Source organism: Flintibacter sp., assembly GCF_046973065.1.
In genome coordinates this window covers 27,894-50,313 of the sequence record NZ_JBKVXZ010000018.1, presented here as the reverse complement: position 1 = coordinate 50,313, position 22,420 = coordinate 27,894, and the positions used below count along the sequence as shown (strand labels likewise).

The window sequence follows — 22,420 nt, the reverse complement described above, 5'->3', positions numbered from 1 at the left end:
TTTCTCCCGCCGGGGTCATGTGGTAGTTAGAAGTGGTGTCCCTCCAGAGCCAGGAGGGCCTTTTTCAGCTCCAGTCCGCCGCCGTAGCCGGTGAGGGAGCCGTCGGCTCCCACCACCCGGTGGCAGGGGATGAAGATGGGGATGGGGTTATTGTGGTTGGCCATGCCCACCGCCCGGAACCCCCGGGGACAGTCCACCGCCAGGGCGATGTCCCGGTAGGAGCGGATCTCGCCCCAGGGGATGGCCTCCAGAGCCTGCCACACCCGGCGCTGAAAGGGGGTGCCCTGGGGGTTCAGGGGCAGGTTAAAGGTTTTGCGCTGGCCGCCCAGGTATTCTAGCAGCTGCCGTTCTCCTTCCAGCAGCAGGGGAGTAGGGTGGGAGGCCAGCCGGGGCGTGGGGTAGGAGGGGAGGTACAGGTGGGTAATAAAGTCTCCCTCGCTGGCCAGAGCCATGAGGCCCAGAGAAGTTGGAAATTGATAAAAGTCCATTAGGCTACCTCCACAGGGGTGGATTTTCCCACCAGATTGACATAGCTCTTGCCCACGCCCAGTTTGAGAGGCTGGCCGTCGGCGGTGTAGTAGGTGAGGGGGCTGGAGTTTTTCTCCTTGGACCAGGTGATTTCCTGCACCGTGCCGTCGCAGAAGAACAGACCCTCGCCGGTGCCGGTGGTGCGGATGGCCTGCCGCCCCGCGTCATCCCCCTCCAGGTTGGATACGCTGGTGCGCAGCACCAGTACGTTCTTGACGCCTACCTGCTCCCCGGTGTTGCCGTCCACATAGGGCTGTCCGTATTCCGACACCAGGTAGAGGCCGCTGTCAGGGTCGTAAGTAAACACCCCAGTCTTATAAGTAGAGAAGGTGATGGTCACACTCTGGGCGCTGTCTCCCTGGGCTTTCTGGCCCTCCTCCAGGAAGGTCTGGGGGTAGGTGTAGCCGTCCTTGTGCTCCAGGCGCAGCCAGGAGTAGGAGGGGAGCAGCTCCTGGATGGTCTCCCCCGAGGTGAGCACGCTGTGCTCCAGTCCCATGTTTTTCCGCCGCTGCTGGTCCCGCCAGAACAGGGTGCCCTCGTAGGGGCCGTTGACGCAGTCGAAGGCGCTTACGCCCCAGTTATCAATGGCGGTGTAGGCCCCGGGACTGCCCCCGGCGTGGAGGAAGATGGCGTCATGGCCCAGGGCCAGGGAGACGTAGTAGTCCCGGGCGGAGCGCACCGAGCCGATGTCCCCCACACCCTCTACCGACTGAAACACCCCCAGCATCCGGGTGATGCCTCCCTCGGCCAGAGCCTCATAGATGATATCCGCCTGGGAAACGCCCAGCTGGGGCAGAGCCTTTTTCAGGTTGTTGAGCATGATGGCCACCGGCCGGTTTTGGCTGATGTCCTGGGCGCAGCCCTCCCCGGTGAGGGGATTGACATAGGGGAGAACGGGCTCCGGGTCGGGCTCCACCGGAGCCAGCACCGACGTATCGGGGGGCTCCGAGGAAGAGGAGGGAGGCGCCTGCTTGGGACCGCAGGCGGTCAGGGTGAACAGAAGCGCGCCGCTTACCAGAAGGGAGAACATTCGTTTGCTGCACATAGGACATTCCTCCTTTGCGTCCATTATACCTTGCTGTCCTTTGGGGCACAAACCACATTCTTCCTGCTTTCCCAGGTGCTTTCACAAAATGTTTACCACTCTTTCAGGAAAGTTTCAGGTCTATGGGGTAACATGGTTGCGATTCAACAACAGCAAGGAGGTCTGTGTTTTGATCGAAGTGCGTGATCTGGTCAAACAGTACGGAAATCGCCTGGCGGTGGATCACCTCAGCTTTACCGTGCCGGACGGCCAGATTTTTGGCTTTCTGGGGCCAAACGGCGCGGGCAAATCCACTACCATGAACCTGATGACCGGCTATTTGGGTCCCACCTCCGGGGAGATCCTGGTGGATGGGTTCAGTGTGACCAAGGAGCCGGAGAAGGCCAAGCGGTGTATCGGCTATCTGCCCGAGCTGCCCCCCCTCTATATGGATATGACGGTGGACGAGTATTTACGCTTCGCCGCCCAGCTGAAAAAGGTGCCTAAGAGTGAGCGGGAGGCCCAGGTGGACCGGGTGGCCGAGATGACCGGGGTGGACCAGGTGCTGGGCCGCCTCATTCGCAACCTGTCCAAGGGCTACCGCCAGCGTGTAGGCTTGGCCCAGGCGCTGCTGGGCTTCCCCAAGGTGCTCATTCTGGATGAGCCCACCGTGGGCCTGGATCCCAAGCAGATTTTGGAGCTGCGTACCCTCATCCGCCAGCTGGCCCAGGAGGATACCGTCATCCTCAGCTCCCATATCCTCTCCGAGGTGCAGGAGGTGTGCGACCACCTGCTCATCATCCACCACGGCAAGAAGGTAGCCGCCGGGGAGCCCGCCGAGCTGGAGCGTTCCCTGTCCGGCAACCCCGCCCTGGAGGTGGTGGTCCGGGGAGAGGGGGAGCTGGTTCAGTCCCAGCTGGCCCTGCTGCCCGGAATTACCGCCCTGACCCAGCATGACTGCCTGGAGGCAGACTGCTGCGCCTTCCGTCTGGAGAGCGCCGCCGGGGAGGACCTGCGGGAGGCCGTGTTCCAGACCTGTGCCCGCCAGGGGCTCCCACTGCTGGAGCTGCGCCGGGACACCCTGACCCTGGAAGATATCTTCCTAAAACTCACCTCGGATGATGTGGAGGAGGAGCAAGGGAAAGAAAAGGAGGCAGCCCAATGACAGCCATCTATAAGCGGGAGCTGAGCTCCTATTTCAATTCCATGATCGGCTATGTCTTTGTGGCGGTGCTGATCTTCTTTACCGGCATCTATTTTATGGCCTACAACCTCTATAACGGCCTGCCCCAGTTTTCCTATACCCTGTACAGCCTCATGAGCATCCTGCTCATCACCATCCCCATTCTGACCATGAAGTCCATGGCGGAGGAGCGCCACAGCCGCACCGACCAGCTGCTGCTCACTTCCCCCGTAACCCTCACCGGAGTGGTGCTGGGCAAGTACTTTGCCATGGTTACGGTGTTTCTCATCCCCGTGGCCCTGATGGCCTTCTGCCCGCTGATCATCGCCATGAACGGGGAGGCCCGGCTGCTGTCCGACTATGCGGCGCTCTTTGCTTTTTTCCTCATGGGCTGCGTATTTCTAGCCATTGGCATGTTCCTCTCCTCTCTCACCGAGAGCCAGATCATCTCCGCGGTGAGCACCTTTGCCGTGCTGCTCATTCTGTACCTGTGGGACGATCTCACCGGGTTTCTGCCCTCTGCCCTGGGTGACCTGCTGTCCGCCTTCTCCTTCACTCAGACCTTCTATAACTTTGTGCAGTACAGCATGTTTGACCTGGGTGGCGTGGTGCTCTACCTGTCTTTGGCGGGGCTGTTCGTATTCCTCACCATTCAGGGGCTCCAGAAGCGCCGCTGGTCTTAACGGGAGGTGGAAAAAATGAAAAACAAAGCAAAAATTTCCCACTCCCTGCGCCAGGGAGGCTATCTGGCGGGCGTGACCGCCGGTGTCCTGGCGGTGGTGGTTCTGGTGAACCTGATGATGGGGCAGCTGCCCTCCAACTGGAAGGAATTTGACCTGACCGACAACAGTCTCTATGAGATCACCGACACGTCCAAGGACTTCCTGTCCGGCCTGGAACAGGATGTCCAGATCGTGGTGCTGGCGGAGGATGGAACCACCGACGCCCGCATTGAAAAGTTCCTGGACCGATATGTGGCCCTGTCCTCCCACCTGTCTCTGAGCTACGTGGACCCGGTGGCCCACCCTCAGCAGGCCAGCCAGTATGACGCGGACAGCGACAGCGTGGTAGTACTGTGCGAGGAGACCGGCAAGTCTCGGGACATCCCCTTCTCTGATATCATCACATCCACCTATACCAGCTACTTCTCCATGACCGAGAGCACCTTCGATGCCGAGGGCCAGCTCACCTCCGCGGTAGATTATGTTACCAGTGACGCCAACCACACGGTCTATACCGTCACCGGCCACGGGGAGGAAGATCTGTCCGACCCCATCGTCTCCGCCATTGAAAAGGCCAACCTGAATCTGGAGAGCGTCAGCCCCGCCCTGGAGGGCGGCGTGCCGGAGGGCTGCGACGTGCTGGTGGTCAACGCCCCCTCCACCGACCTGTCCGAGAGTGAGCGCACCCTGCTGGAGGAGTATCTGACCGGCGGCGGCCACATGGTATTCCTGCCCAGCGATACCCTCACCTCCCTGCCCAACTGGGAGGGTTTGCTGGAGAGCCGAGGCTTGAAGCTGGTGGACGGCTACATCGCCGATCCGGGCAGCTACTATCCTCAGCTGGGCTCCGCCTTTGCCATCTGCGGCGTGCTGTCCACTTACAGCCCCGTTACCGACGGCTGTGACAGCGACTCCCTGACCCTGTTTACCAACTCCCGTGGCTTTGAGGCACTGGACCCCGGCACCGATGAGGACTGGACCATCACCACCTTCCTGTCCACCACCGGCCAGGGTTTGGCGGTGACCGAGGACGACCAGCAGACCCAGGGAACCTACATTCTGGGTGCAGTGGCCGATGGCTCTGACGGCGGACGGCTCACCGTGTTCGGCAGTTCCTCTCTGCTCAACGGCCAGATCATCTCCCAGAATCCCAGCCTGGTCAACCAGACCCTGTTTATGAATGCCCTCACCGCCACCTTTGACGATGCCAGCACCATGTCCATCCCCTCCAAGAGCCTGGAGACCACCTACAACACCATCCAGAACCCCGGGCTTTGGAGCACAACCTACCTGATCATCCGCCAGGGTATCCTGGTGTTTCGCCGGATGAAACGGAGGAAACTATGACCAAGCAAAGCAAGACCCTCATTGCCCTGGCGGCCGTGGTGGTAGTGTGCGCGGCTGGCTACGTTGGGCTGCGCACCTGGAACCAGAGCCAGAGTGAGGTGGACGAAACCGTCTACATCACCCAGCTCAGCGATCCCACCGCCCTGACCTTTACCAATCAGTACGGCACCTACTCCTTCACCAAGGGGGAGAAGGGCTGGACCCGGGACGACGACAGCGACTTCCCCACCGATCAGGATGCCCTGGACGACCTGGCGGGACAGGCGGGTACGCTGGCTGCGGTGCGGACCATTTCCGACCCGGAGGACCTAACCTCCTACGGCCTGGATGCCCCCACCATGGAGATAAATCTCACCGATGAGGATGGGACCCAGGTGAAGCTGCTCATCGGCAGCACCGCGGACAGCGGCGACTACTACGCCAAGGTGGATGGGAGCGACACCGTCTACACCATTGCCAGCACCCTGCCCACCGCCCTGGATATCCAGGTAGACGAGCTCATCGCCCAGGCCGAATTCCCCAGCATCAGCGAGGACAACATTCAGTCTGTTACCTGGACCAGCGGGGAGAGTACCGTCACCCTGGTGAAGGAAGAGACCGAGAGTGAGCCTGCCGAGGACTCCAGCTCTGACTCCAGCGCGGATACCAGTTCCGATTCCAGCGAGGAGGAGACCACCACCGTCTGGAAGGTGGATGGCCAGACCGTGTCTGAGGACAACACCACCTTCATCAGTCTCATGGCTCAGCTGTCTGAGCTGGCCTTCTCTGACTGCTACGACTACCACAAACAGGCCCAGACCCGCACCGACTGTGGCCTGGATACCCCCGTTGGGGTGCTCACCGTAGTGTACACCGACGGCGACGAGGAAAAGACCATGACCCTCACTCTGGGCGCCCTGGCCGAGGGCGGCGAGAGCTACTACGCCATGCTGGACGACGACCCCATCATCTACCTCATTCCCTCCAACGAGATCGGTTCCCTGTTCTCCATGACCGTGGATAATCTCACGGCGGTGGAGGAGACCGAGGAGGAGACCGACGCGGAGAGCGGCACGGAAACCGAGACGGACACTCAGAACGACACAACGACCGATTAAATATAAAAACGCCAGACCGGAATATCCGGTCTGGCGTTTCATTTTATCAGGATTCCGCGGGGATGAGGCCCTCAAAGACCTCGTCGTCGGGGTCGGTAAAGACCTTCTGGAAGGTCTCGCCGCTCATTACCTCATGAGCCAGCAGATACTGGGCGGTAAGCTCCAGCTGGCTGCGGTGCCGGGAGAGGATGTCCTCACAGCGGCGGTAGGCGGTGTCCACAATGGACTTGACCTCCTCGTCGATAAGGCCGGCAACTTCCTCGGAGTAGCTGCGGGACTGGGCCATAGTGCGTCCAATGAACACCTCGTTGCTCTCGCTGGTGTAGGCGATGGTGCCCAGCTTCTCGCTCATGCCGTACTTGGTGACCATGTTCCGGGCGATGGAGGAGGCCTTCTGGATGTCGCTAGAGGCGCCAGTGGAGATATCCCCCAGCACCAGCTGCTCGGCCACCCGGCCGCCTAGGCACACGGCGATGTGCTCCTCCAGCTCCCGGCGGGACATGTAGGAGCGGTCCTCCTGGGGCAGAGAGATGGTCATGCCGCCCGCGCCGCCACGGGGGATGATGGTGATCTGGTGTACCGGGTCCTGAGTCTCCAGCTCGTGGATGACCACAGCGTGACCGGCCTCATGGTAGGCGGTAAGGCGCTTGGCGTGGGGGGTGACCACCCGGCTCTTCTTCTCCGGGCCGGCGATCACCTTCATCATGGCCTCGTGGAGGTCGGCCATGGAGATAAACCGCTGACCACCTCGGGCAGCCAGCAGGGCCGCCTCGTTTAACAGGTTCTCCAGGTCGGCGCCGGTAAATCCGGCAGTGGCCTTGGCAATGTCGCTGAGGGACACATCCTCAGCCAGAGGTTTCTTTCGGGCGTGGACCTTCAGAATCTCCTCCCGGCCCTTGATGTCGGGCAGGCCCACGTAGATCTGCCGGTCAAACCGGCCGGGACGCAGCAGGGCGGGGTCCAGGATATCCTGGCGGTTGGTGGCCGCCATGACGATAACGCCCTCGTTGCTGGCAAAGCCGTCCATCTCCACCAGCAGCTGGTTCAGGGTCTGCTCACGCTCGTCGTGGCCGCCGCCCAGGCCTGCGCCGCGCTGACGGCCCACCGCGTCGATCTCGTCGATGAACACGATGGCCGGGGCTTCCTTCTTGGCCTGATCAAAGAGATCACGCACACGGCTGGCGCCCACGCCTACATACAGCTCCACAAAGTCGGAGCCCGAGATAGACAGGAAGTGGACTCCGGCCTCGCCCGCCACCGCCTTGGCGATGAGGGTCTCGGTATGGAGGGCCAACAACGCCGGATGAAACCCAGGGCGGTGAAGCGCTGGGGGTCCCGGAGGAACTCCACGATCTCCTGCAGCTCCTCCTTCTCCTCGTCGGCGCCCGCCACATCGTTGAAGGTGACCTTCTTGCCCTGGTCGGCCAGGGTGCGGGTGCGGGCGTGGCCGAAGCGGTTGGGACCGGGGCCGCCGCCACCGCCGCTGGCGGCGCTTTGACGCAGAAAGAGCATGTAGGCAAGCCCCGCCATCACCAGGATGACCAGCAGGTAAGGCAGATACTGATACCACCAGGAGCCCTGCACGCCCATGGGATAGTCATAGTCCTCAATGATTCCCTCGGAGCGCTGCTGGTCGATGAGCTCATGCAGGTCGTTGTAAAAGACATAGAAATTGGACAGCTCATAGGTAACGGTGGAGGTGTCGTCGCCCTCTCCACGTACCGTCATGGTGAGCACGTTGTCCTTTACGGAGAAGTTTTTGACCTTCTCCTGCTCAAACAGGGTGCGAATCTGGCTGTAGGAGGGATCGTTGGCCCGGTTCATCTGCTGCAGGGTGTTCACCGCAAAGAGGGTGAGCAGCAAGAGCAGCAGGTACAGGGCCAGATCCCTTGGGCTAAAGCGCTTCAAGGGACTCACTTCCTTTCCGGCGGATGGGGCTGGCGGTCCGCCAACCGGCACACCCCATGGGGCTGGATTCCGCCGCTGCGAATTTCAAAGGGGCTCAGCCCCCGTAGACTTCGGGTTTCAGGATGCCGATGTAGGGCAGATTGCGGTAGTGCTCGGCGTAGTCCAGGCCGTAGCCCACCACGAAGGCGTCGGGGATAGTAAAGCCGGAGTAGTGGACCTCCACAGGCTTGACCCGGCGCTCGGGCTTGTCCAGCAGGGTGCACAGACGGATGGAGGCAGGCTTGCGCTGCTCCAGCAGCTTGAGCAGATAGCTCAGGGTGTTGCCCGAGTCCAGAATGTCCTCTACCACCAGGATGTGCTTGCCGGAGATATCTCCGGACAGGTCCTTGGTGATCTGAACCTGGCCGGTGGAGGAGGTGCCGCTTCCGTAGGAGGAGACGGACATAAAGTCGATAGTGCAGGGCAGGTCGATGCGGCGGCACAGGTCGGCCATGAACACGAAGGAGCCCCGCAGTACGCTGATCAGGACGATCTCCTTGCCGGCGTAGTCTCGGGTAATCTCCTGGGCGATCTGGTCCACGCGCTCCTCCAGCTGCTGCTGGGAAAACAGGACTTCCTGGATGTCTTTCTCTAACATAGTTTTCTTCCTTCCTCACAATACAGTAGAGTAGCATATTCCCCTGGGGAAAGGGGGCGGAATCTGACGCCTAGCGGGCCAGATAGTCCGGGGGAACAAAGGTGATGTGCCAGCTGAGCTGTCCCTTCCGGGGCACAAAGTCCCGGTGGGGGCCCAGCAGGGCCACAGCGGCGGCGGTGCCGCCTGCGTCCACCACAGGGACGGCGTCCCGGCAGCAGGCGGGGATTTTCGTGTTGATCATCCACTTTTTTACGCTCTTTTCGTGCCGACCGGGCGGGGCCAGCACATCCCCGGTGCGCCGGGGACGCAGGGTGGGCATGGGAGCCGTTTCCTGGGCCAGCCAGCAGTCCAGGGGGGACTGCCGCTCTCCCTGGTAAGTGCCGGGGAGACAGCGCACGGTCCAGTCTCCGGCCCGGGTCTCTCCCGCCAGGTTCAAATCCCTGGGGGACAGGGGAGTGGGGGCAGAGCGGGAGAGCACCAGCTCTCCGTAGCGGCGCCGGGCGGTGAGTCCGCCGGGCAGATCCAGCCGGGCGGAGGGGTCGCTCCCCCGGCAAAGGTTCAGCAGCCCCTCCAGATGGGGGGCCGCGCAGTTGTCGTTGCCTGCCGTCATGGAGCCGATGAGCATCCGGATGCCCCGGATGGCCACGCTCTGGGGCTGGTCAGCCAGGGCAGCGGCAGGGAGAATCAGGTCCTCCCCCTCCCACCGGGCGCTCTCCACCGCCTGGACGGCCAGGGAAGAGAGGTAGTCCTCGTCCTCCCGCAGGTGGGCGCAGGTCTGGCTGATGCGGGAGAGAAACCCAGGGAACAGGTCCTCCAGCACCGGCAGCACCTGGTGGCGCAGCCGGTTGCGGGCGTAGGCGTCGTCCCGGTTGGTGGCGTCCTCACGCCAAGGGAGGCCGCGGTAGCGCAGGTAGTTCTCGATCTCCTCCCGGGAGGTGGTGAGCAGGGGACGGATGAGATTGCCCCGCTTGGGGGGCATCCCGGCCAGGCCACGCAGACCGCTGCCCCGTCCTAAGTGGAGCAGCACCGTCTCGGCGTTGTCGCTGGCGTTGTGGGCGGTGGCAATGAGATTTGCCCCCACCTCTTGAGCGGCAGCTTGGAGAAAGGCGTAGCGCATCTGCCGGGCGGTCTCCTCCAGGCCTTGGCGCAGCCGGGCCGCTTCCCCGGCCACGTCGCCGCCGCCGGTAATGAGCATCACCCCGGGCAGTTCTTTCCCAGAACCTTCCGGGGTGTAGAGCCGCTCGGCGGGACAGCACAGCCGGACAAATTCTTCCACAAATTTGGCGTCCTGTGTGGATTCCGCACCCCGCAGGCGGTGGTCGTAGTGGGCGGCCACCAGGGTGAAGTCCAGCTCCCGCCGCAGGCAGTAGAGCCGATGAAGCAGGTATACTGAGTCCGCCCCTCCGGACACAGCGCACAGCACCGTGCTGCCGGGGGGGATGAGGCGGTGTTCCTGGATCAGTTGTTCCATACGGTCGCTCATAACCACTCCAAAAGGGAAAAATTAGGCTTACTCCTCGTGCTGCCACTCCATGTTGCTGAAGGTGGTGAACTCGGGCAGCCATTGCAGCTCCACGGTGCGGGTCTCGCCGTGGCGGTTTTTGGCAATGATACACTCCGCCAAATTGGGGTTGGGGGTGTCCTTGTCGTAATAGCCCTCCCGGTAGAGGAACATGACGATGTCGGCGTCCTGCTCGATGGCGCCCGACTCACGCAGGTCGGAGAGCATGGGCCGCTTGTCGCTGCGGCTCTCGTTGGCACGGGAGAGCTGGCTGAGGCAGAGAACGGGGACGTTCAATTCCTTGGCCATGATCTTCAGGGCGCGGGAGATGTCGGAGACCACCTGCTGACGGTTTTCTCCGGAATACTGCTTTCCGCCGGCGGACTGCATCAGCTGGAGGTAGTCAATGATGACCAGTCCCAGGTTGTCTACCCGGCGGCACTTGGCGTTGATGTCGGCCACGCTGACCGAGGAGTCGTCGTCAATGAGGATCATGGAGCGGTTGAGGGAGTCGGCGGCCACCGCCACCTTCTCCCAGTCCTCCTCGGTGAGTTTACCGGTGACCAGCTTTTTGTTGTCTACAAAGCACTCGCTGGAGATGAGGCGGAGAGCCAGCTGCTCCCGGCTCATTTCCAAGGAGAAAAAGGCCACGTTCTTTCCCGAACGCTTGCCCGCCTCCAGCAGGATGTTCAGGGCCATGGAGGTCTTGCCCATACCGGGACGGGCGGCCAGAAGGATAAGGTCGGATTTGTTCAGGCCCGAGATGGCCCGGTCCAGATCGGTGAGGCCGGTGGACAGGCCGGGGATGGCGCTGTCGCTCTCGGCCAGCTCGGTGAGACGATCGTATACATCCAGCAGCACCGACGAAATGGGGGTCAAACCCCGGGCGGCCCGGCCCTGGCGGATGGCGTAGATGCGCTGCTCGGCGGCCTCCAGGATGTCCTGGCCGGTGTCTGTGCCCTGCTGAATGAGGGCGGTGAGCTCGCCCGCCGTCTCCGCCACCCGGCGCAGCAGAGTCTTGTCCTTGATGATGCCGATGTATTCCTTTACATTGGCAGCGGTGGGGGTGGTGTCCATGAGCTGGAGCAGATACCCCCGGGAGTTATTTTCGTCATAGACCCCGTTTTGCTTCATGTTCTCCAGCACCGTCACCGGGTCAATGGTGAGGGAGTAGTTGAACATGGAGTAAATGGTCTCGTAGATGTCCCGGTTCTGCCGCAGGTAAAAGTCGTCGGGGCGCAGCTGGTCAATGACCTCGGGAACGCAGCGGGGGTCGATGAGCATGGAGCCCAACACGGCCTGCTCCGCCTCCACACTGTGGGGCAGCTGCTTTAATAACAGTTGTTCATCGTCCAGTGCCATGTCATCGGCCTCCTTTCTTTGGTGTTTCGTTTCAATGGGTTATCCCGGCGGGAGAGGGCAATCAGGCCTCCACCACCATCACATTGACGGTGCCCACGATCTCATAGCCCAGCTTGGCCTTGATCTTGTAGCCGCCGCAGGCCTTGATGGGCTCGTCCAGCACCAGCTTGGTCTTGGCGATGTTCAGGCCGTGCTGCTGGGCCAGGCACTCAGAGATCTCCTTGGCGGTGACGGCGCCGAACAGACGTCCGCCCTCGCCGGCCTTGGCAGCCACCTTCACGGTGAGGCTCTCCAGCTTCTTGGACAGAGCCTCGGCCTCCGCCTTCTCGGCAGCCTGCTGGGCCTTGCGGGCCTTCTCCTGCTGCTTCATGGTGTTCAGGTTCTCGGCGGTGGCGATGACCGCCAGCTTCTTGGGAAGCAGGAAGTTGCGGGCGTAACCGTCGGATACGTCCACCAGCTGGCCCTTCTTGCCCTGGCCCTTCACGTCCTGCTGCAAAATCACTTTCATGGTAAATTTCCTCGCTTTCTTGATTTTAAACCAAATGGGTATGGAATCAGCCAAAATCGGCTGCGGTTGGTGGGGTCAGCCCTCCAGGTACTGGTCGATGGCTTGGGTAAGCTCGGTGGCCACCTGGGAGAGAGACTTGCCGGAAATCTGGCCGCCGGCCGCCGCGGCATTGCCGCCGCCGCCCAGCTTCTCCAGAATGACCTGTACGTTGGTATCTCCCATGGAGCGGGCGGAGATAATGACCCGCTCGCCGTCGGGGTAGAGAACAAAGGAGGTGTCGATGCCGATGATGTTCAAAAGCTCGTCGGCGGCCTGAGCGGCCACGATACGGCCCACGGTGTGGTCCACCACGGCAATGGCGATCTTCTCCCGGTAGAGCTTGGCGTTTTGAATAATGGCGTACTTGGCGATGGTGCCCTCCAGATCGTTCTGGAAGAGCTTTTTTACCTCCGCGGTGTCGGCGCCCGCCCGGCGCAGGAAGGCGGCGGCCTCAAAGGTGCGCCCGCCGGTGCGCATGGTAAAGTTCTTGGTGTCCAGTACGATACCCGCCAGCAGGGCCTCGGCCTCCGCCCGGGTGAGATCGGTGGGGTCGGCGATGTATTGAAGCAGCTCGGTGACAAGCTCGCTGGCGGAGGAGGCATAGGGCTCGTGGTAGTTGAGGGCGGCACCCTCAATGTAGGTGGCGGCCCGGCGGTGGTGGTCGATGACGGCCACCCGGTTGCAGGACTGCACCAGATCCAGGGACTGGACCTGCTCGGGGCGGTTGGTGTCCACCACCACCACCAGAGAGCGGTTGTCCGCCAGCAGCAGAGCCTCCTGGGCGGAGAGGAAACAGTCCTGATACTCCTCCAGATGGGCAAGCTTGTCCATCAGCACCTTGGCCGGGGGAGAGCCTGCCTCCCGGATGATGTGGGCGGGAACGCCTTTCTTCCGGGCGATGGCGCACACGCCGGCGGCGGCACCCATGCAGTCGTTGTCGGGGGACTTGTGGCCCATGATAAACACCTGGGAGGAGTCGGCCACCAGGGCGGACAGGGCGTTGGCCATGACACGGCTTTTTACCTTGGTGCGCTTTTCCGTCTCCTTGGAGCGGCCGCCGTAGAACTCGAAGGTGAACTGGTTGCGTACCACCGCCTGGTCGCCGCCCCGGGACAGGGCCATCTCAATGGACAGATTGGCAAACTGCATCAGCTCCTGGAAGGAGCCGCCGTCCTTACCCACGCCGATAGAGAAGGTGGCGGCGATGCCGCTGGGGTTGGAAACCTGGCGGATGGTGTCCAGAATGTCAAACTTCTTTTCGATAAACCGGGCCAGGTACTGCTCCTCAAAGATGTAGTAGTACCGGTCCCGCTCCACCCGGCGGAGCATGCCGTGGGTGTCGGCCACCCAGGCGTCCAGACGGGCGTTGATCTCGGAGTAGATGGCGGAGCGCTCGTTCTCCGTCAGGTTTTTCATCAGGTCCTCGTAGTTGTCCAGCAGCAGCACCGCCATCACCGGGCGGGAGGCCAGATACTTGTCCCGGGTCTCACACAGCTCGGTGACGTCCACCCAGTAGGTGGTGGCCAGGAAGCCGCCGCCCTTGTCGCCGGTGCGCACCAGGTGGCCGTAGACAACAAACCGGCGGCCGCAGAAGCTCACATGGTCGGGACACTCGTTTTTGCCCTCCAGCAGCCACCGGGTGTCAAAGCCGGGGACGACGGAGGAGAGCTTGGCGTCGAAGAGGTGCTCCCGGTCGCCGGTGAGGCGCAGGAAGCGGTCGTTGGTCCAGATGATATCGTCGCTCTCCGGACGGAAGATCACCATGGGCAAGGGGGAGTTGACCATGGTATCCTTTGTGGCCACATCCACGTTGCCGGTGATATTTTCAATGTACTTGGTGATCTCCCGGCGGCGCTTGTGGCCGCTGGTGCGGGTATACAGCCCCAGGATCAGCACCACCACAGCTTCCAGCACCGCCAGAGGAATGGAAAACAGGGCGGAGGCCAGGGCAAACAGGATCAGGATCACAAAATACAGCTGCACACTGGGCTGGAGAAGCTTGGATATTTTTCGGTTCAAGAGAGAAAGCCTCCCTTCTGCAAGAATCACAAAATCAGAACTAAATTATATCAGATTGCCGGAGGAATTACAACCAAAACCAAAGTGGAAACTGCCGGTGGGGGCGGTGCAGGGAGAAATGGAAGCGGGAGCACGGCAAAAAAATCCTGCCCCCCTGGAAATTGAGCCATTGCAAGGGGGAAAAAAGGCTGGTATAATAGAGAAACAAGCGTGGTCCCCGCCTACTGAGGCCCCACAGGGCCAAATGACGTCACGTGAACCAAAGCCTGTTAAAAATGAACCTTAGGAGGCTAATGTATATGGAAGAGATCAAGATCACTCGCGCCCAGACGCTCAAGGAGAAGCCCGACCCCTCCACCCTGGTGTTCGGCAAGGCTATGACCGACCATATGTTCATCGTGGACTATGATGCCGGTCAGGGCTGGCATGATCCCCGCATCGTGCCCTATGGCCCTCTGGCCATTGACCCCGCCGCCAAGGTGCTCCACTATGCTCAGGAGATCTTTGAGGGCCTGAAGGCTTACCGCACCGCTGACGGTTCCATCCAGCTGTTCCGCCCCCTGGACAACGTGCGCCGCATGAACAACTCCGCCGCCCGTATGTCCCTGCCCCAGATCCCCGAGGAGCTGGCCCTGGCGGGCATCACCGAGCTGGTGAAGCTGGAGCAGGACTGGGTGCCCTCTGCGAAGGATACCTCCCTGTACATCCGCCCCTTCATGGTGGGCCTGGACGCCGCTCTGGGCGTACATAGCTCTCACCACTGCCAGTACATCGTCATCGTCTGCCCCGTGGGCGCCTACTACCCCGAGGGCCTGGATCCCGTGAAGATCTACGTGGAGGACCAGGACGTCCGCGCCGTCAAGGGCGGCACCGGTATGGCCAAGACCGGCGGCAACTACGCTGCCTCCCTGCGGGCCGGCGACCGGGCTGAGGCCAACGGTTACAGCCAGGTGCTGTGGCTGGACGGCGTGCACCGCAAGTACATTGAGGAGGTCGGCTCCATGAACGTCATGTTCAAGGTGGCCGGCAAGATCCTCACCCCCGACCTGAACGGCTCCGTGCTGGACGGCATCACCCGCCGCTCCTGCATCCAGCTGCTGAAGGACTGGGGCTACGAGGTGGAGGAGCGCCGCATCTCCGCTGAGGAGCTCTTTGAGGCTGCCGAGAACGGCACCCTGGAGGAGGCCTGGGGCACCGGCACCGCCGCCGTTGTCTCCCCCATCGGCGAGCTGGCCATGGGCGACAAGAAGGTCACCGTCTCCAACAATCAGATCGGCGAGGTCACCCAGCGCCTGTACGACGCCCTCACCGACATCCAGTGGGGCCGCGCTCAGGATCCCCACGACTGGATCATGAAGCTGTGCTGATTTTTTAAGAAATCATTTCCAAAAGCCGCCCGCGGATACGCGGGCGGCTTTTGTATGAAGCCCTCCTGCAAGGAGTTCCGCCGCGTGTAAGCGGCGGAATAAAGTGAAATTTCGTTATTTCCGGCGACACGTGCGTCGGAAATAACACTTCTCATGCAAGACAGGCCGACTTTTCCGGAAGGAATCGAGGCCTGTCTTGCATGCATCCTGATTCGAAAAAGTGGCCAGGCCACTTTTTCGACGGTAAGCCGCCTGCAGACACGCAGGCGGCTTTTGCTTTACCCTGGACAGGAACGGTGGTATAATACTATTATCTATGCCCCTGCCCAAGCGGAGAGCGGGATACGTAAGGGAGGAAACGATCACATGGATTTGACCGAACGTACGGTAGAGAGTAAGACCCTGTTTGATGGAATCATTGTAACCTTAAAAGTAGACCAGGCCCAGCTGCCCGACGGCAAGGTGGCCACCCGGGAAGTGGTGGAGCACCCCGGCGGCGTGGCCATCCTGGCCCTGGATGAGGAGAACAACGTCACCCTGGTGCAGCAGTACCGCTACCCCTTCCACCAGGTGCTGCTGGAGCTGCCCGCGGGCAAGCTGGACGCCGGGGAGGACCACCGCCCCGCCGCCATCCGGGAGCTGAGCGAGGAGACCGGCCTGGAGGCCGGAGAGCTGACCTACCTGGGCTGCCTGCTGGCCTCTCCGGGTTTTTGCACCGAGCGGCTTCACATGTACCTGGCCCGGGACCTGCGCAAGAAGGAGAGCCACCCGGACGAGGATGAATTTTTGAATGTGATCACCATGCCCTTCCAGCAGCTGCTGGAGCAGGTGATGGACGGCACGGTGGAGGACGCCAAGACGGTGGCCACTGTGCTCAAGACCAAGGTCCTGCTGGGCCTTTGAGAGGGGGCGGCACTTTGGGAAAGACCGTGCTCATTGTAGAGGACGAGCAGAATATCGTGGACATCCTGTCCTTTAACCTGGAGCGGGAGGGATACGACACCCTGGAGGCCTACGACGGCAACACCGGCTTGCAGCTGACCCTGGAGCAGAACCCCGACCTGGTGCTGCTGGATCTGATGCTGCCGGGGATGGACGGCTTTGAGGTGTGCCGCCGCATCCGGGAGACTGGCAGTGCGGTGCCCATCCTGATGCTCACCGCCCGGGAGGAGGAGGCCGACAAGGTGCTGGGCCTGGAGCTGGGGGCAGACGACTATATCACAAAGCCCTTCGGCATGAGGGAACTGCTGGCCCGGGTCAAGGCCAACATCCGCCGCTCCGCTATGGCTCCCGCCCAGGGAGAGCAGGCTCAGCCTGCCTCGGGCAAGCGACTGGAGCTGGGCCGGGTGGTGGTGGACCAGGAGAAGGCCACCGTCTATAAGGACGGCAACCCCCTGGAGCTCACTCAGCGGGAGTACGATCTCATCTGCTATCTGGCCTCCCAGCCGGGAAAGGTGTTCTCCCGGGAGGCGCTGATGGAGCATGTGTGGAACTATGAGGGCTACGTGGGCGACGTGCGGGCCGTGGATGTGGCGGTGCGCCGTCTGCGCGAGAAGATCGAGGACGATCCCGCTTCGCCTAAGTTCATCGTGACCAAGCGGGGTATGGGCTACCTGTTCGGCGGGGAATGACCGCGGAATCTTAGAAAGGAAGGAAAAGGGGGGAGTGTGCCGTGCTGCGCAGCCTGCACATGAAGCTGGTGATGATCATGGTGCTGCTCATCCTGTCGCTGATGACAGTGGTGGGCGCCTTTCTCATCAACTCCGTCATGGCATTCTATCTGGAGGACTTCTATACCCAGATGTCCAATGTGTTCGCCCGGGAGTCCCTGACCCGGGATCTGACCACGGCCACCCAGGGGGAGGAAGACGGAGCCCAGGCCATCCTTGACATCCTGGAGACCTACTCCGGCGAGCTGGGCCTGAACGGTTACAGCCGCACCCTGTTTATCCTGGACGGGGAGACCGGGGAGTACCTGGCCGGCAACAACGACGATGCGGGTAAGAACCTGTCCTATGATTCGGCCAATCTCACCCACGCACTGGCCACTGGGGAGGACTCCAGCAGTCCCAATATGGCCGCCGACTATATGGACGTGGCCATCACCCTGGACCGGGGCGGCTCCTCCTATGTGATCTATATTCTGGACAACAAGACCACGGTGAACAGCCTCATCAGCCAGATGTTTGTGCTGATTTTGGAGTCCCTGGTCTTTGGTCTGGTCATCTCCATCCTGTTGTCCTTCCTGCTGTCCAAGACCATGATCATCCCCATCCAGCGCCTCACCGAGGGCGCCATGCGTGTGGCCCACGGAGACTTCTCCCGAAAGATCCAGGTGGCCTCCCGGGATGAGATCGGCGTACTCACCGACACCTTTAACGACATGGCCGGACAGCTTCAGGACACCCTGCGCCAGGTGGAAAATGAGCGCAACAAGCTTGACACTCTGTTTTTGCACATGACCGACGGCGTGGTGGCCTTTTCCCGCAACGGAGAGGTCATCCACTCCAATCCTGCCGCCGAGGAGATGCTGGGCCGTACCATTACTGCCGAGGCTACCTATGAGGAACTCTTCGGTGATCTGCTTTCTCTGGAACAGGTGCTCCAGGCTCCTGACTATCTGGAGGAGGAGCGCTGGGAGGGAGAACGCTTCCTGCAGCTGCTGCTGGCTCCCTTTGACCGGGACCGCCAGGGCGGCGTGCTGGTGGTGCTCCACGATGTGACCCAGCAGCGGAAAACCCAGGATATGCAGCGGGAATTTGTGGCCAATGTCTCCCACGAGCTGCGCACCCCCCTTACCAACATCCGCAGCTACGCCGAGACCCTCTCGGACAGCGCCGGAGAGCTGCCTCCCACCACAGAAAAAAAGTTTTTGGGGGTCATTCTCAACGAGAGCGACCGCATGACCCATATCGTGCAGGACCTGCTCACCCTGTCCCGGTTCGACTCGGGAAAGGACGAACTGCATTTGGTGCGCTTCCCCTTCGATGTGGCGGTACAGGATCTGTACAACGCCGTGTACATGGAGGCCCAGCGCCACGACCACAAGATGAAGCTGCGTCTGGAGCCCGATCTGCCCGCCATTGTGGCTGACCGGGAGCGGGTGCTCCAGGTGATGATGAACATCGTCTCCAACTCCATCAAATATACGCCCAACGGAGGACATATCCTGGTCTCCGCCGGACGGGAGGGAGACCGGGTGTGGATGCAGGTGGACGACGACGGCATCGGCATTCCTCCAAAGGACCGGCCCCGTATTTTCGAGCGCTTCTACCGGGTAGATAAGGCCCGCTCCCGCCAGTCGGGAGGAACCGGCCTGGGACTGTCCATTGCCAAGGAGATCGTGGACCGCCACGAGGGCGTGCTGGAACTGGTGGACCGGGAAGGACCCGGCCTGTCCATGCGCATGGAACTGAAGATCGAGGGTCCCAGCCATGTTTAAGAAGAATAAAAAATTGGTAGAACGGGTGAAGAGCCTGCTGATCGTGCTGCTGAGCTGCTCGGCGGTCTATCTCGCGGTGCGCACCCAGCTGCCCGTGGCCCTCAGCGGGCTGCTTCCTTCGGAGAGCAGAGAGAGCGGCGGACAGACCACCCAGGAGAGCCGCACCCTGGCCGCCCAGCCCCTGCGTATGGCGGTGACCATCCGGGGGGGAGAGGAGACGCTGCGTTACGGAGTGCAGTATGACCAGGAGGCACAGGACGCCCTGTTTCAGCAGGTGTACAGCCTGCTGGTGGAGGCCCTGAGCAGCGCCGGCACTCCGGAGAGCGTGGATCAGCAGGCGTGGCGTCAGGCCCTGAATACCGCGCCGGGGGTGTATTTTGACTGGCAGGACGACCTGCCGTTTTCCGTGCTGAACGGGTGGCTTTCGGTAAACAATGAGCAGCTGAGCGGTGCGTTGCGCCGCTTGGTACTGACCTCTCAGGATGGGCAGGCGGTCATCTATTACAGCGCTCAGAATGGAACGTACTACCGGGCGGTGTGCAGCATGGTGGATGTCAACCGCTTGAGCGAGGCGGTGTCCGGTGTTAAGGATAACGGAGCCCACTTTGCCTTTGAGCAGGAGGAGTACAGCGCCCTGGCGCCCGATACGCTGCTGCTGGGGGAGAACATTGCCCCCAAGGTCTACCAGGCGGCCAATCCTCTGGAGCAGGAGAGCGCCCAGGCGCTGGTGCGGCAGAAGCTGGACTTCTCCGCCGACTCCAGCGTATCCTATATCACCTCCGATGAGCAGGTCATCCGAAACGGAAACGATACCTTGCGCCTGGCCTCGGACGGCACAGTGACCTTTACTGCCGCCGATGACGGCGCAATCCGCTATCCGGTGGCCGGTTCGGGGGTGTACTGGGCAGTGGAGAGCTGCCGCCAGCTGGCCACAGACACCCTGGGAGAACTGGGCGGTCAGGCCCGGATCTATCTGATGTCAGTGGAGGAGACCGGAGCGGAGAGTTGGCAGATCGAATTTGGGTATCTGCTCAATGGAGTCCCGGTGCGCCTGGGGGAGGAGGGCTATGCGGCCAGCTTCCAGGTCAGCGGCGGCCGGGTGAACAGCTTTACCCTGCATTTCCGCAGCTACACAGACAGCGGGACCACCTCGGTGGTGCTGCCTCAGCTCCAGGCCATGGCGGCCATGGAGGCCAAGGGCCACGAGGGCGAGGAGCTGCTGCTGTTGTATCTGGACAGCGGGGCACAGCAGGTGAGCGCCTCCTGGGCGGCGGCCAGCCAGTGGAAGACGGGAGGATGAGCGCATGGAATGGTCAAAAATCAAAACCATCATCCTGATCATCCTGGCCGGGACCAATTTGCTGCTGCTCTCCTTTGTCCTGCGCCAGGATCTGCAGAAGCGTACCGTACAGCTCCAGGCCCGTCAGGAGGCGGTAGCCTTTCTGGAGAAAAACGGGGTGACCGTGGAGGAGAATATCATTCCCAAAGAGGACACGCTCCAGCCCCAGCAGGTGGAGCGGGACCGGGAGAGCGAACCCAAGCTGGCTCAGGCTCTTCTGGGTGGCCAGGTAGAGGAGCGCCTTCTGGGCGGTGAAGTATATCGCTACCACAACCAGCGGGGCTATATCCAGTTCCATGCCGACGGCACGTTTCAAGGCGAGTTTGTCAGCGGGGCCTTTCCCCTGGACGGGGCAGATCCCCGGAGCTACTCGGTGGAGATCCTGAAAAAGCTGAACTTCCAGGGTGAGATCCTGGAGGTGACCGGGGAAGAAGACGGCGCGGCGGAGACTACGGTCCTGCTGCGGCAGATCTGGAACGGGAGTCCTCTGTTTGACCGGCAGGTGACTTTGACCTACCGGGGCGGAGACCTGGTGTCCATGTCCGGCGGGCGGCGCCTGATGGGAACGCCCCAGCCTGACGAGAGCCGCCAGACTCTGGAGGTGCCTACCGCGCTCATCCGTTTTTACCACGGATTGACTGCCATGGGCGATGTATGCAGCCGTATCGACAGCATCACCCAGGGATATGTGGCCACTAACTACTCCCCCGGTTCTACGTCGCTGGTACCGGTGTGGCAGGTGGCCACCGATTCGGGGACCTACTTGCTGGATATGCTCACCAGAGAGGTGAGCCGGGTGGAAACTGCTGCGTCCCAGGAAAATGGAGCGTGAGGGCAGGATAGATTTGGGGAACTTTTCCCTTGTTTTTTTGTAGGCAGCTGTGTATGATATTGCGTGCACCAAGCCACAAACAGGAAAATGCAGGTGATGCTATGTCCAATCAAAATCGTCCCATCGGGATCATAGACTCGGGCATCGGCGGGTTCAGTGTAGCCCGCCGGGTGCGCAGGCAGCTGCCCAACGAGAATATCCTCTACTTCGGAGACGGGGGAAATAACCCCTATGGCAACCATACTGCGGAGGAGATTTTGAGTCTGACCCGGTATATGCTGGACTTTATGCGCCAGCGGCAGGTAAAGGCGCTGTTGGTGGCCTGCAATACCATTTCCTGTCTGATCGACGAGTACCGCAGGGAGATGGATTGTCCGGTGCTCAGTGTGGTGCAGGCAGGTGCAGAGTCAGCAGCCCATCGGCCGGAGAAGCGGGTGGGTGTGATCTCCACCTGCTTTACCGCTTCCACCGGCTGCTATCCCGCTCTGATTGCCCAGCTGGCGCCGGAGAAGAAGGTATTCAGCCGTGGATATAAAAATCTGGCCGCTATGGTGGAGCATGGGGCCAGTCAGCAGGCCATTGACGAGGAGCTGCGGGAGAATCTGGACGGACTGGTGCATCAGGACCAGGTGGAGTGCTGCCTGCTGGCCTGCACCCACTACCCTCTGGTGGAGGAAAATATCCGCCGCCTCTATCCTCAGCTGCAGCTGGTGGATCCGGCAGACCGCATGGCCAGGGAGCTGGAGCGGTGCCTGAAGGAGACGCGGCAGATCAGCCGGCGCAGCGAGCCAGGTACGCTGGAGATTTATACCACCGCCGATCCCCAGGAGTATATCCGTGCAGCCCGGCGGGCTGGTTTGGAGGGTGTGATCACCGCCCAGTCCTGGCCGGCTATGAAACTGGAGAAGAAACAGAAAAAGAAGAAAAAGGACGTAAGCGTCAAATAGAAATTTAGGTAGTGTCAAGAGTTTTTCGCAAAATGGTTTGCAAGGCCTGGCATGAATGAAGTCAGCCAGCAATGGAGGCGTCCTCAACGGCAGCCTCCAGGTGCTTCATATTCATATACTTCTTATTTCCCCACTGGGTACCGGCCACATGGCGCAGCCGGGCACAGACCAGCATGAGTGCGGAATTGCCGTCCGGGAAGCTGCCAACCACACGGGTACGGCGGCGGATCTCCCGGTTCAGCCTCTCAATCACATTGTTGGTACGGATGCGGGTCCAGTGTTCACTGGGGAAATCACAGTAAGTCAGAGTCTCCTCAATACCATCCTCCACCTTCCTGGCGGCCTCTTTCAGCTTCATAGAGCGCAGTTGCTCCACCACGGCCTTGGCCTTCTCCCGGGCGGCTTTTCTGCTCTCCTGGGCGTGGATTGCCTTGAGCATCTTTGCCACCAGCTTCACCTTGGAGCGAGGCGTGACAGAGAACACATTGCGGTAAAAGTGGACGGTACACCGCTGGTATTTGGCCTCAGGGAATACTTCTCCCACAGCCTCCAGCATACCAAGGCACTTGTCGCCAACGATGAGTTTTACGCCGTCCAGGCCACGGCCACGCAGCCACT

Annotated in this window: 19 protein-coding genes and 1 pseudogene; 11 read left to right on the top strand and 9 right to left on the bottom strand. The window is 61.4% G+C overall.

The window, feature by feature from the left end; all coding sequences use genetic code 11:
• Positions 1-26: 26 nt before the first annotated feature.
• Complete coding sequence (locus tag ACLTXB_RS08520; RefSeq protein ID WP_428226657.1) at positions 27-488, bottom strand: methylated-DNA--[protein]-cysteine S-methyltransferase; 462 nt, start codon at positions 486-488, stop codon at positions 27-29.
• Complete coding sequence (locus ACLTXB_RS08515) at positions 488-1,573, bottom strand: DUF3048 domain-containing protein (RefSeq protein ID WP_428226656.1); 1,086 nt, start codon at positions 1,571-1,573, stop codon at positions 488-490. The genes ACLTXB_RS08520 and ACLTXB_RS08515 overlap by 1 nt, the downstream gene beginning before the upstream one ends.
• Positions 1,574-1,751: 178 nt before the next feature.
• Here ACLTXB_RS08515 and ACLTXB_RS08510 point away from each other — a divergent pair, with 178 nt between their 5' ends.
• Genes ACLTXB_RS08510 through ACLTXB_RS08495 form a run of 4 tightly spaced genes read left to right on the top strand, consistent with a single transcriptional unit; the run spans position 1,752 to position 5,901 of the window.
• Positions 1,752-2,717, top strand: coding sequence for an ABC transporter ATP-binding protein (locus tag ACLTXB_RS08510; RefSeq protein ID WP_428226664.1), 966 nt, complete (start codon positions 1,752-1,754; stop codon positions 2,715-2,717).
• On the top strand, positions 2,714-3,418 hold the full coding sequence (locus ACLTXB_RS08505) for an ABC transporter permease (RefSeq protein WP_040649676.1): 705 nt from the start codon (positions 2,714-2,716) through the stop codon (positions 3,416-3,418). The genes ACLTXB_RS08510 and ACLTXB_RS08505 overlap by 4 nt, the downstream gene beginning before the upstream one ends.
• Positions 3,419-3,433: 15 nt before the next feature.
• Positions 3,434-4,804 carry a Gldg family protein gene (locus tag ACLTXB_RS08500; protein WP_428226655.1) on the top strand — a complete coding sequence of 457 codons (1,371 nt, stop codon included), beginning with the start codon at positions 3,434-3,436 and terminating at the stop codon, positions 4,802-4,804.
• Positions 4,801-5,901 carry a DUF4340 domain-containing protein gene (locus tag ACLTXB_RS08495; protein ID WP_428226654.1) on the top strand — a complete coding sequence of 367 codons (1,101 nt, stop codon included), beginning with the start codon at positions 4,801-4,803 and terminating at the stop codon, positions 5,899-5,901. Before ACLTXB_RS08500 ends, ACLTXB_RS08495 begins: the two co-directional genes overlap by 4 nt.
• A gap of 46 nt (positions 5,902-5,947) precedes the next feature.
• On the opposite strand, the pseudogene ftsH reads toward ACLTXB_RS08495, so the two are convergent.
• The 6 genes and pseudogenes from ftsH to ACLTXB_RS08465 all read right to left on the bottom strand — a co-directional run bounded on the left by ftsH (position 5,948) and on the right by ACLTXB_RS08465 (position 13,875).
• Positions 5,948-7,809 (bottom strand): annotated as a pseudogene (ftsH, locus tag ACLTXB_RS08490) (ATP-dependent zinc metalloprotease FtsH).
• A gap of 94 nt (positions 7,810-7,903) precedes the next feature.
• Positions 7,904-8,446 (bottom strand): hypoxanthine phosphoribosyltransferase, encoded by a 543-nt coding sequence (hpt, locus tag ACLTXB_RS08485; protein ID WP_008981222.1) that lies wholly within the window; start codon positions 8,444-8,446, stop codon positions 7,904-7,906.
• 70 nt (positions 8,447-8,516) lie between these two features.
• Positions 8,517-9,917, bottom strand: coding sequence for a tRNA lysidine(34) synthetase TilS (tilS, locus tag ACLTXB_RS08480; RefSeq protein WP_428226653.1), 1,401 nt, complete (start codon positions 9,915-9,917; stop codon positions 8,517-8,519).
• Positions 9,918-9,956: 39 nt separating this feature from the next.
• Entirely contained in the window at positions 9,957-11,309 is a 1,353-nt protein-coding gene (gene dnaB, locus ACLTXB_RS08475; protein ID WP_008981224.1) for a replicative DNA helicase, read from the bottom strand.
• A gap of 61 nt (positions 11,310-11,370) precedes the next feature.
• Positions 11,371-11,817, bottom strand: a complete 447-nt coding sequence (rplI, locus tag ACLTXB_RS08470) for a 50S ribosomal protein L9 (RefSeq protein WP_008981225.1) — start codon at positions 11,815-11,817, stop codon at positions 11,371-11,373.
• 75 nt (positions 11,818-11,892) lie between these two features.
• A complete protein-coding gene (locus ACLTXB_RS08465) occupies positions 11,893-13,875 on the bottom strand; it encodes a DHH family phosphoesterase (protein WP_008981226.1) in 1,983 nt (660 codons plus the stop codon).
• Between the two features lie 299 nt (positions 13,876-14,174).
• Here ACLTXB_RS08465 and ACLTXB_RS08460 point away from each other — a divergent pair, with 299 nt between their 5' ends.
• From ACLTXB_RS08460 to murI, 7 genes are all read left to right on the top strand, one after another.
• Positions 14,175-15,242: a branched-chain amino acid aminotransferase gene (locus ACLTXB_RS08460; protein WP_008981228.1), complete on the top strand. Its 1,068-nt coding sequence runs from the start codon at positions 14,175-14,177 to the stop codon at positions 15,240-15,242.
• Positions 15,243-15,608: 366 nt separating this feature from the next.
• On the top strand, positions 15,609-16,145 hold the full coding sequence (locus tag ACLTXB_RS08455; protein WP_428226652.1) for an NUDIX domain-containing protein: 537 nt from the start codon (positions 15,609-15,611) through the stop codon (positions 16,143-16,145).
• Positions 16,146-16,159: 14 nt separating this feature from the next.
• Positions 16,160-16,873, top strand: a complete 714-nt coding sequence (locus ACLTXB_RS08450; RefSeq protein ID WP_428226651.1) for a response regulator — start codon at positions 16,160-16,162, stop codon at positions 16,871-16,873.
• 41 nt (positions 16,874-16,914) lie between these two features.
• Entirely contained in the window at positions 16,915-18,684 is a 1,770-nt protein-coding gene (locus ACLTXB_RS08445) for an ATP-binding protein (protein ID WP_428226650.1), read from the top strand.
• Positions 18,677-19,984, top strand: a complete 1,308-nt coding sequence (locus tag ACLTXB_RS08440; RefSeq protein WP_428226649.1) for a hypothetical protein — start codon at positions 18,677-18,679, stop codon at positions 19,982-19,984. The genes ACLTXB_RS08445 and ACLTXB_RS08440 overlap by 8 nt, the downstream gene beginning before the upstream one ends.
• 4 nt (positions 19,985-19,988) lie before the next feature.
• Entirely contained in the window at positions 19,989-20,855 is an 867-nt protein-coding gene (locus tag ACLTXB_RS08435; protein WP_428226648.1) for a hypothetical protein, read from the top strand.
• 101 nt (positions 20,856-20,956) lie between these two features.
• Positions 20,957-21,802: a glutamate racemase gene (murI, locus tag ACLTXB_RS08430; RefSeq protein ID WP_428226647.1), complete on the top strand. Its 846-nt coding sequence runs from the start codon at positions 20,957-20,959 to the stop codon at positions 21,800-21,802.
• Positions 21,803-21,863: 61 nt separating this feature from the next.
• On the opposite strand, the gene ACLTXB_RS08425 is transcribed toward murI, so the two are convergent.
• Positions 21,864-22,420 (bottom strand): IS256 family transposase (locus ACLTXB_RS08425; RefSeq protein WP_428226646.1); only part of this gene is annotated, 557 nt, incomplete at its 5' end.

Bases quoted from the DNA above. Each gene is read 5' to 3' on its own strand.
- ACLTXB_RS08520 (WP_428226657.1), bottom strand. From the start codon at position 488: ATGGACTTTTATCAATTTCCAACTTCTCTGGGCCTCATGGCTCTGGCC.
- ACLTXB_RS08515 (WP_428226656.1), bottom strand. From the start codon at position 1,573: ATGTGCAGCAAACGAATGTTCTCCCTTCTGGTAAGCGGCGCGCTTCTG.
- ACLTXB_RS08505 (WP_040649676.1), top strand. From the start codon at position 2,714: ATGACAGCCATCTATAAGCGGGAGCTGAGCTCCTATTTCAATTCCATG.
- ACLTXB_RS08500 (WP_428226655.1), top strand. From the start codon at position 3,434: ATGAAAAACAAAGCAAAAATTTCCCACTCCCTGCGCCAGGGAGGCTAT.
- ACLTXB_RS08495 (WP_428226654.1), top strand. From the start codon at position 4,801: ATGACCAAGCAAAGCAAGACCCTCATTGCCCTGGCGGCCGTGGTGGTA.
- hpt (WP_008981222.1), bottom strand. From the start codon at position 8,446: ATGTTAGAGAAAGACATCCAGGAAGTCCTGTTTTCCCAGCAGCAGCTG.
- tilS (WP_428226653.1), bottom strand. From the start codon at position 9,917: ATGGAACAACTGATCCAGGAACACCGCCTCATCCCCCCCGGCAGCACG.
- dnaB (WP_008981224.1), bottom strand. From the start codon at position 11,309: ATGGCACTGGACGATGAACAACTGTTATTAAAGCAGCTGCCCCACAGT.
- rplI (WP_008981225.1), bottom strand. From the start codon at position 11,817: ATGAAAGTGATTTTGCAGCAGGACGTGAAGGGCCAGGGCAAGAAGGGC.
- ACLTXB_RS08460 (WP_008981228.1), top strand. From the start codon at position 14,175: ATGGAAGAGATCAAGATCACTCGCGCCCAGACGCTCAAGGAGAAGCCC.
- ACLTXB_RS08455 (WP_428226652.1), top strand. From the start codon at position 15,609: ATGGATTTGACCGAACGTACGGTAGAGAGTAAGACCCTGTTTGATGGA.
- ACLTXB_RS08440 (WP_428226649.1), top strand. From the start codon at position 18,677: ATGTTTAAGAAGAATAAAAAATTGGTAGAACGGGTGAAGAGCCTGCTG.
- ACLTXB_RS08435 (WP_428226648.1), top strand. From the start codon at position 19,989: ATGGAATGGTCAAAAATCAAAACCATCATCCTGATCATCCTGGCCGGG.
- murI (WP_428226647.1), top strand. From the start codon at position 20,957: ATGTCCAATCAAAATCGTCCCATCGGGATCATAGACTCGGGCATCGGC.